This window comes from Henriciella aquimarina, assembly GCF_002088975.1.
Classification (GTDB): domain Bacteria; phylum Pseudomonadota; class Alphaproteobacteria; order Caulobacterales; family Hyphomonadaceae; genus Henriciella; species Henriciella aquimarina.
In genome coordinates this window covers 20,226-28,782 of the sequence record NZ_NCST01000101.1, presented here as the reverse complement: position 1 = coordinate 28,782, position 8,557 = coordinate 20,226, and the positions used below count along the sequence as shown (strand labels likewise).

Annotated in this window: 9 protein-coding genes; 3 read left to right on the top strand and 6 right to left on the bottom strand. The window is 62.8% G+C overall.

Annotated features, from left to right (window positions below; translation table 11 throughout):
* Positions 1 to 2: 2 nt before the first annotated feature.
* From B8784_RS15520 to B8784_RS15510, 3 genes are read left to right on the top strand one after another with little or no spacing between them, the layout of a single operon-like run.
* Positions 3 to 1,217, top strand: a complete 1,215-nt coding sequence (locus tag B8784_RS15520) for an NAD(P)/FAD-dependent oxidoreductase (protein WP_143435558.1) — start codon at positions 3 to 5, stop codon at positions 1,215 to 1,217.
* Between the two features lie 16 nt (positions 1,218 to 1,233).
* Positions 1,234 to 1,554: a 2Fe-2S iron-sulfur cluster-binding protein gene (locus tag B8784_RS15515; RefSeq protein WP_084398822.1), complete on the top strand. Its 321-nt coding sequence runs from the start codon at positions 1,234 to 1,236 to the stop codon at positions 1,552 to 1,554.
* A complete protein-coding gene (locus B8784_RS15510; RefSeq protein ID WP_084398821.1) occupies positions 1,555 to 2,340 on the top strand; it encodes a thioesterase family protein in 786 nt (261 codons plus the stop codon).
* Positions 2,341 to 2,363: 23 nt separating this feature from the next.
* Here B8784_RS15510 and B8784_RS15505 read toward each other — a convergent pair whose 3' ends face one another.
* From B8784_RS15505 to atpA, 6 genes are all read right to left on the bottom strand, one after another.
* Positions 2,364 to 3,089, bottom strand: coding sequence for a hypothetical protein (locus tag B8784_RS15505; RefSeq protein WP_084398820.1), 726 nt, complete (start codon positions 3,087 to 3,089; stop codon positions 2,364 to 2,366).
* Between the two features lie 38 nt (positions 3,090 to 3,127).
* Positions 3,128 to 3,706 carry a hypothetical protein gene (locus tag B8784_RS15500; RefSeq protein ID WP_084398819.1) on the bottom strand — a complete coding sequence of 193 codons (579 nt, stop codon included), beginning with the start codon at positions 3,704 to 3,706 and terminating at the stop codon, positions 3,128 to 3,130.
* A 60-nt stretch (positions 3,707 to 3,766) separates the two neighbouring features.
* A complete protein-coding gene (locus tag B8784_RS15495) occupies positions 3,767 to 4,174 on the bottom strand; it encodes a F0F1 ATP synthase subunit epsilon (RefSeq protein WP_084398818.1) in 408 nt (135 codons plus the stop codon).
* Between the two features lie 121 nt (positions 4,175 to 4,295).
* Positions 4,296 to 6,092 carry a F0F1 ATP synthase subunit beta gene (gene atpD / locus B8784_RS15490; protein ID WP_267889992.1) on the bottom strand — a complete coding sequence of 599 codons (1,797 nt, stop codon included), beginning with the start codon at positions 6,090 to 6,092 and terminating at the stop codon, positions 4,296 to 4,298.
* A gap of 10 nt (positions 6,093 to 6,102) precedes the next feature.
* On the bottom strand, positions 6,103 to 6,987 hold the full coding sequence (locus tag B8784_RS15485) for a F0F1 ATP synthase subunit gamma (RefSeq protein WP_084398817.1): 885 nt from the start codon (positions 6,985 to 6,987) through the stop codon (positions 6,103 to 6,105).
* A 28-nt stretch (positions 6,988 to 7,015) separates the two neighbouring features.
* The gene (gene atpA, locus B8784_RS15480) at positions 7,016 to 8,551 is read right to left on the bottom strand and encodes a F0F1 ATP synthase subunit alpha (protein WP_084398816.1); all 1,536 of its coding nucleotides are present in this window, start codon (positions 8,549 to 8,551) and stop codon (positions 7,016 to 7,018) included.
* Positions 8,552 to 8,557: the final 6 nt, after the last annotated feature.

Sequence of the window (8,557 nt, the reverse complement as noted above, 5' to 3'; positions counted from 1 at the left end):
TCGTGATCGGCGGTGGTCAGGCGGGTGCGCAGGCGGTGCAGTCGCTGCGGCTGTTCGGCTATGAAGGCGCGATCACCCTGGTCGGCGACGAGGCGGCGCTGCCCTATCAGCGCCCGCCGCTGTCGAAGGCCTACATGAAGGGCGAGCTCGGCGAGGAACGGCTCTATTTCAAGCCTGCCGCCTGGTATGAGGACAACAAGGTCGAGACGCTGCTTTCCCAGCGCGTGGAGTCGATCGACCGTTCGGCGCGCGAGGTGCATCTCGAACATGGCGGCCACCTGGCTTATGACGCGCTGATCATCGCCACCGGCTCGCGCCCGCGGCCCGTGCCGGTCGAGGGGGCGGAACTGAAGAATGTCTTCGACCTGCGCACCCTGGCCGATGTCGAGCATATCCAGCCAAAAATGATGGACGGCCAGAAGCTGGTCATTGTCGGGGCGGGCTATATCGGGCTCGAGGCGGCCGCCGTGGCGCGCCAGCTCGGCCTCGAGGTCACCGTGCTGGAAATGGCCGAGCGCGTGCTCTCGCGGGTCACCAGCCCCGTCATTTCCGAATTCTACCAGGACCTGCACAAGGAACACGGCGTCGATATCCGGCTCGGCGCGCGGCTCGACAAGCTCGTTGGCGAGGATGGCAAGGTCACCCATGCGGTGCTCGCGGGCGGCGAGGCGATCGAAGCCGACATGGTGCTGACCGGCATCGGCATCCTGCCGAATGTCGAGCTCGCCGAAGCGTCCGGCCTGCCGGTGCGCGACGGGATCATCGTCGACGAAGACGCGCGCACCTCCGACCCGCATGTCTTTGCCGCGGGCGACTGCACGGTGCGTCCGCTGGCCCATTATGCCCGCACGGGGCGGCTCGAAAGCGTCCACAACGCCATCGAGCAGGGCAAGCTGGCGGCGGCCGCCATCATGGGCCGAGAGCGCCCGAAGCTCGACTGCCCGTGGTTCTGGTCAGACCAGTATGACGTGAAGCTGCAGATCGCCGGCCTCTCCATGGGCCATGACACGGTCGTGGTGCGCGGCGACCCGCAGGCGAAGAAGTTCGCGGCCTTCTATCTGAAGGGCGGCCGGCTGATCGCCGTGGACGCGGTCAACAGCCCGCCGGAATTCATGGCTGCGAAAAAACTCATCATGTCAGGCGCCCATGTTGCCGCCGAGCGCCTGCGCGATACAACCCTATCAATGAAAGAGATCGCGGCCGAAATTGCCGCCTGAGGAGACCAGAAAGCCTATGCCGACCATTACCTATATCGACCATGATGGCACCGAACGCTCGATCGAGGCGAAGAATGGCGACACCGTCATGGAGACCGCTATCAAGAATTCGGTTCCGGGCATCGATGCCGACTGCGGCGGGGCCTGCGCCTGCGCGACCTGCCATGTCTATGTCGACGAAGCCTTCATGGAGAAGGTCGGCGAGCGTGACGAGATGGAACAGTCCATGCTCGATTTCGCCGAGAATGTGCAGGAGAATTCGCGCCTGTCCTGCCAGATCACGGTCAGCGACGAGCTGGACGGCCTGCGTGTGACGACCCCGGAGAGCCAGCACTAGGTGACGGCCTACAGCCAACTCATCGCCGGCCTGCGCCGCGGCACAGCCGGGCGCGTCGAGGCCCGCATCCCGGAAGACTGGATGCAGGGGCGCACCACCTATGGCGGGCTCACAGCCGCGCTGTGCCTGGAATCGGCGATGGAATGCGTTTCCGACATGCCGGTGCGGGCCGCCCAGGTGGCCTTTATCGGCCCGGTCGGCGGTGATGTGGTGATCTCGCCGACCGTGCTGCGGCGGGGGAAATCCTCGGCCTTCGTCAATGCCGACCTCGTCACCGAAGACGGCCTGATGGCGCGCTGCCTGTTCACGTTCGGGGCGAAGCGGGCTTCGAAGCTCGACCAGCGCTCGCGCCAGTGCCCGGATGTGAAGGCGCCGGACCAGTGCCCCGCCTTCTTCAGCGACCAGCGCCCGACCTTTGCACATCATTTCGATATCCGCCTGGCCGGTGGCCACACGCCGATGAGCGGGGCGGACCGGGGCGACATGACGATCTGGCTCTGCCACAAGGATGAAGGCGCGCTGTGGAATCCGACGACGCTGCTCTCGATTGCCGATGCGCCTCCGCCGGCGGCCATGTCGATGATGACCGAGCCGGCCCCGATCAGCTCCATGACCTGGATGGCGGAATTCCTGACTGACGACGTCGTCACCGAGGAAGGCTGGTTCCTGGCCCATCACGAGGCGCAAGCGACGAAAGACGGCTATTCAAGCCAGTCCATGCGGCTCTGGAACCGGATGGGCGAGCCGGTGATGATCGGCCGCCAGACGGTCGCCGTGTTCGGGTAGGGCGTAAGATCTGGACAACCCGCTTATGAAGGATCGGGCGCTTCGATCCGGGCGCAGGCCTGAAGTTCTCTTGCCGCCCACGTTAAAGGATATTCTTCCAGAACCTTGCAAACGCGGATGTCTGGCAGATGGGTCAGATCCAGTCGCAGCAGAACGTAACTTTCATCCACATTGATGATGTCATGTATGGGAAGTCCAAGCTTGTGACGCATGACACGAAAGTCACCCCAGTCCGCTGGCCGCAGGTCGCTAAGGCCCTGAATTGACAATCTCACAGTGGTCAAACCGTCATTACCACCTGATTGTCCTTCAAATGGTGTCGCGCCGGTTCGGATTTCGCGGAAAAAAATGTCCGGCACGCATTCAGCGGGAATGTCTTCTGCCCGGACGTGGTCTACACTGGACGAGATAACCGAAATCCCGTCCACTTTCTCCAGTGCTCGGCAGGCCATTCTCGCCGATGTCTGAATGAAGCTGAATGTCCCGTTCTGCCAGCTACAAAAATCACGGTCTCTGGAGAGCATGAAATAGGGAAAGCTTGTTCGTCCGGCGCTTCTGAGTTCATCCGCATCCAGACGAACATCGAAATAATAGCAGTATTTGCTTCCCGCTTGAGGGCTGAACCGGTGATCGTCCAGCTGCTCTTGCAGAAACAGTCTGTTGTGGTCCTCCTCGGTAGACGACCCTGAGCCTCCACAGCCCACCACGATGATTGCAAAGATCAAGCAACAAAGGGCGCGAACATTCATACGCAAAGCTCTCTTCCGCCCCTTATCAGCTGCAGCCCCTACTCCTCACCTCGGCTCACCACCGCATCGAGCTTGGCGTATTTTTCGTCATTGCCGGGCGCGCCGGGCTCCATGCCTGTGAGTGTCAGCGTCACCGCGTCCGCGCCGGTGCCGGAGACCAGCACGCGCCGGAAGCTTTCACCGGCCTGCGGGAAACCGACATCCTCCTCACGGTAATCATAGCTCGTCTGGAGCGCAGTATTGCCGACCAGCCTGAAGGTCGCCTTCACCGGCAGACCGTAGGATTTGACCGCGCAGGACTGGCTCTCATCCAGCTGGATCTGCACGACGCCATCGACCATCTGCCAGACCGGCAGGGTCTTGTTCTCGAACATGGAGATCTTGTTCTCGGCGAGCTTGCCGAGCGGGGTGACGTCCTTCACCTCGAAGTCGGCGAAGGCCTGATTATTGTGAATAGCGGGCAGGCAATGGCCGAGGACGGCATCGGAGAAGGCTTTCACGCCGTCGGTCTGGCTGACCGCCGCGCCCGGCCGGCGCATGTCGAGGTCATCGGACGGTGTCGCACAGCCTGCGGCGAGGGCGGTGGAAATGGCGATGACAGCGATAGACCTGCGCATGTGTTTCTCCCTTTTGGGGAGAAATATAGCAGGCAAATGGATTAAGCGGCAAATGGCCGTCTAGTGGACCAGGGCGGCCTTGAGATCGGTCAGATAGTCGATCTGGGCCTGCAGGGCACCGGCATGCGCGCCGTCCTTGCCCTCGGCGAGGAGCTTTTCCTTCGCCTCTTCAAGCTGGGCATCGACCGTGGCCGCGTCCGTGGAGCCAAGATCGACGGCTTCTTCGGCGAGGATGGTGAGGCCGGCCGGTGTGACGTCGGCAAAGCCGCCGCGCACGAAGAGGCGCATCTTGGTGCTGTCGCCGTCGAGGACGCGCACGACACCGTTCTTCAGCGTCGTCATGAAGGGGGCATGGTTTGCCAGCACGCCGAACTCGCCTTCGGTGCCAGGCGCGATCACGTGATCGACTTCGCCGGAGAACAGCTCCTTGGCGGGGGAGACGAGCGAGAAGTGAAGTTTTTCGGCCATGCGCGGTGATCCCGTATCTTCATGCTTCGATCCCTGCTTTCGCAGGGACAGGCAGGCTCAAAAATTGCCGCCCTCACCCCTGAGCCTGTCGAGGAGTGAGGGCGTGATAAGCGGAAGTTGCCTAGGCTTCTTCCATCATCTTTTCGGCTTTCTTGATGGCCTGGTCGATGCCGCCAACCATGTAGAAAGCCTGTTCCGGCAGGTGGTCATACTCGCCGGCGATAAGGCCCTTAAAGCTCTTGATCGTGTCTTCGAGCTTGACCTGCTCGCCCGGCGAACCGGTGAAGACTTCGGCCACGTCGAAGGGCTGCGACAGGAAGCGCTCGACCTTACGGGCGCGCGCCACGACCAGCTTGTCCTCTTCGGAAAGCTCGTCCATGCCGAGAATGGCGATGATGTCCTGAAGCTCCTTGTAGCGCTGCAGGATTTCCTGCACGCCGCGGGCAACGTTGTAGTGCTCTTCGCCGACGATCATCGGGTCGAGGATCCGCGACGTGGAGTCGAGCGGGTCAACGGCCGGGTAGATACCCTTTTCCGAAATGGCGCGGTTGAGCGTCGTCGTGGAGTCGAGGTGGGCGAACGAGGTGGCCGGAGCCGGGTCGGTAAGGTCGTCAGCCGGCACGTAAATGGCCTGGACCGACGTAATCGAGCCCTTGTTGGTGGAGGTAATCCGCTCCTGCAGCTGACCCATGTCGGTGGCCAGCGTCGGCTGATAGCCCACAGCCGACGGGATACGGCCGAGCAGGGCCGAGACCTCGGAACCGGCCTGGGTGAAGCGGAAGATGTTGTCGACGAAGAAGAGCACGTCCTTGCCTTCCTGGTCGCGGAAGTATTCCGCTTGCGTGAGGCCGGTCAGGGCGACACGGGCACGGGCACCGGGCGGCTCGTTCATCTGGCCATAGACCAGCGTCACGCGGCTATCGCCTTCGAGGTCGATAACGCCGGACTCGATCATTTCGTAATAGAGGTCGTTGCCTTCACGGGTGCGTTCCCCCACGCCGGCGAAGACCGAATACCCGCCGAACAGCTTGGCGATGTTGTTGATCAGTTCCTGAATGAGAACCGTCTTGCCGACGCCGGCACCGCCGAACAGGCCGATCTTGCCGCCCTTGGCATAGGGGCAGAGCAGGTCGATGACCTTGATGCCGGTGACCAGGATCTCGGCTTCGGTCGACTGGTCGACGAATTCCGGGGCCGGGGCGTGGATCGGGTTGCGGACCTGGGTTTCCACCGGGCCGCGCTCGTCGATCGGCTCGCCGATGACGTTCATGATGCGCCCAAGCGTTTCCGGGCCGACCGGCACGCGGATCGGCTCGCCGAGGTCGCTCACCGGGTGGCCGCGAACGAGGCCTTCGGTGGAGTCCATGGCGATGGTGCGGACCGTGTTCTCGCCGAGGTGCTGAGCGACCTCGAGAACCAGACGGTTGCCGTTATTGTCCGTCTCAAGCGCGTTCAGGATGTCGGGAAGATGGTCTTCAAACTCGACGTCGACAACGGCGCCGATGACCTGCGAGATTTTGCCGGTCTTGCCGGATGCAGAGCTGCTCATGGAAGGCGTCTCCTTGGGAGCGGATGATGTTTTGGCTTTGGGAGCCGGCTTGGATTTCGCCGCCGGCTTGGGGGCAGATTCGGTTTTCGACGTGGCGGCCTTGATGGCGGGCGCCACGTCGGCGAGCTTCACGCCCGCGCGTTCGGCGGCCTGGGCCGGCTTGCAGACGCCGCAGGCGCGGGTGTCCTTCTGGCCCAGCGACTCGGCCTTTTCATCAGCCTCGGCAAAGGTCTTGAAGGGGCCGTGCCACTTGTCGTCGTCATTGCTCTGGTCGCCGCCGACGCCCTTGCCGTGATTGCAATAGCGGCAATCGCCGGCATGGATGCGGGCACGCTTGTTGGAAAAATGTTCGTAGACCCAGAAATCCATCGTCGTCTCCCTACAGGGCCTCCGCGCCGGAGATGATCTCGATCAGCTCCTTGGTAATCTGCGCCTGGCGGGCCCGGTTATACTGCAGCGACAGGTCGTCGATCATCTCGCCGGCATTGCGCGTGGCGTTGTCCATGGCCGACATCCGTGCAGCCTGTTCCCCCGCGCCGCTTTCGAGCATGGCGGAAATGATCTGCGTGTTGATGTAGCGCGGCAGAAGCGTCTCGAGGATTTCCTCCTGCGAGGGCTCATACTGGTAGATCGCGCCGTTGAGGTCGACCGTCTCGGCATCTTCCGGCGCTTCGGCCGGGATCAGCTGCTGGGCGACCGGCAGCTGGGTCAGCACGTTCTTGAACTGGCTGTAGACCAGCGTGGCAACGTCGAACTCCTCGTCCTCGAAGCGCGCGGTGATGTCATGGCCGAGGCCGATGCCGGCGTCGGTATAGTCATTCCCGCGGATCTCGGAGAGATCGACATGGCCGACGAAGAGGTCGGAATATTCCCGCTTGAGCTGCTCGCGGCCCTTTTTGCCGACGGTGAGGATCTTCACCGTCTTGCCTTCGGTGGCGAGCTTGCGGATGAGACTGCGGGCTTCCTTCACCACATAGGTGTTGAAGCCGCCGCAGAGACCGCGTTCGGCCGTCATGACGACGATGAGATGGGTCTGGTCCTTGCCGGTGCCCGACAGGAGTTTTGGCCCGCCAGCCCTGTCGCCCATGGAGCCGGCCAGGTTGGCCACGACGCTCGCCATGCGCTGGGCATAGGGGCGTGAGGCCGAGGCGGCTTCCTGGGCGCGCTTCAGCTTGGCAGCGGCCACCATCTGCATCGCCTTGGTGATCTTCCGCGTGGATTTCACGCTGTTGATCCGGTTTTTCAGATCCTTGAGGCTGGGCATCGCTCAGCTCCTGATAGCGTGGGCCAGATTAGGCGAAGGTCTTGGTGAACTCTTCGAGGGTTGCCTTGATGTCGGCATCGATCTCGTCGGTGAGCGCCTTCTCCTTGCGGATCTGGGCCAGCAGGTCCTTCTTCGCACCGCGAAGATGGCTCAGCAGCTCGCGCTCATAGCGGGTGACTTCCCGGGTCGGAACCCCGTCGAGGAAACCGCGCGTACCGGCATAGAGAACGACAACCTGCTCTTCCATCTGCAGCGGCGAGAATTGCGGCTGCTTGAGAAGCTCGGTCAGGCGCTCGCCGCGGTTCAGCAGGCGCTGGGTGGCGGCGTCGAGGTCGGAACCGAATTTCGCAAAGGCGGCCATCTCGCGATACTGGGCGAGTTCGCCCTTCATCGAGCCGGCAACCTTCTTCATCGCTTTCGTCTGGGCCGAGGAGCCCACACGCGACACCGACAGGCCGACGTTCACGGCCGGACGGATACCGGAGTTGAAGAGGTCGGTCTCGAGGAAGATCTGACCGTCGGTGATCGAGATGACGTTTGTCGGAATATAGGCCGACACGTCATTGGCCTGGGTCTCAATGATCGGCAGGGCCGTCAGAGAGCCCGAACCATGATCCTCGTTCAGCTTCGCCGCGCGCTCGAGCAGGCGGGAGTGGAGGTAGAACACGTCGCCCGGATAGGCTTCGCGGCCCGGCGGGCGGCGCAGCAGCAGCGACATCTGGCGATAGGCCACAGCCTGCTTGGAGAGGTCATCATAGATGATGAGGGCGTGCATGCCGTTGTCGCGGAACCATTCGCCGATCGTGCAGCCGGTGAACGGCGCAAGATATTGCAGCGGGGCCGGCTCGGAGGCAGTCGCCGTCACGATGACGGTGTAGTCCAGCGCGCCGCGCTCTTCGAGCGTCTTGACGACCTGGGCCACCGTGGAGCGCTTCTGGCCGATGGCGACATAGACGCAGAACAGCTTCTCGCTGTCGTCCTTGGCGGCATCGTTGGTCTGCTTCTGGTTCAGGATGGTGTCGATGCAGATCGCGGTCTTGCCGGTCTGACGGTCACCAATGACCAGCTCGCGCTGGCCGCGGCCGACCGGGATCATGCCGTCAATGGCTTTCAGGCCGGTCATCATCGGCTCGTGGACGGATTTACGCGGCAGGATGCCCGGCGCTTTCACGTCGACCCGGTTCCGCGAAGCGACGTCGGGGATTTCGCCCTTGCCGTCGATCGGCTCACCCAGCGGGTTCACGACACGGCCCAGCAGGCCCTTGCCGACCGGGGCGGCCACAATCTCGTTGGTCCGCTTGACGTTGTCGCCTTCCTTGATGCCGCGGTCGTCGCCGAAAATCACGACGCCGACATTGTCGGCTTCAAGGTTGAGGGCCATGCCCTTGATGCCGCCGTCGAATTCGACGGTTTCACCGGCCTGGACATTGTCGAGGCCATAGACACGGGCGATCCCGTCACCGACGGACAGGACCTGTCCAACGTCGGAGACCTCGGCCTCGACACCAAAATTCTCGATCTGGGATTTCAGGATACCTGAAATTTCTGCAGCGCTGATGTCCATTGAGCC

Bases quoted from the DNA above. Each gene is read 5' to 3' on its own strand.
- B8784_RS15515 (WP_084398822.1), top strand. From the start codon at position 1,234: ATGCCGACCATTACCTATATCGACCATGATGGCACCGAACGCTCGATC.
- B8784_RS15505 (WP_084398820.1), bottom strand. From the start codon at position 3,089: ATGAATGTTCGCGCCCTTTGTTGCTTGATCTTTGCAATCATCGTGGTG.
- B8784_RS15500 (WP_084398819.1), bottom strand. From the start codon at position 3,706: ATGCGCAGGTCTATCGCTGTCATCGCCATTTCCACCGCCCTCGCCGCA.
- B8784_RS15495 (WP_084398818.1), bottom strand. From the start codon at position 4,174: ATGGCCGAAAAACTTCACTTCTCGCTCGTCTCCCCCGCCAAGGAGCTG.
- atpD (WP_267889992.1), bottom strand. From the start codon at position 6,092: ATGGATTTCTGGGTCTACGAACATTTTTCCAACAAGCGTGCCCGCATC.
- B8784_RS15485 (WP_084398817.1), bottom strand. From the start codon at position 6,987: ATGCCCAGCCTCAAGGATCTGAAAAACCGGATCAACAGCGTGAAATCC.
- atpA (WP_084398816.1), bottom strand. From the start codon at position 8,551: ATGGACATCAGCGCTGCAGAAATTTCAGGTATCCTGAAATCCCAGATC.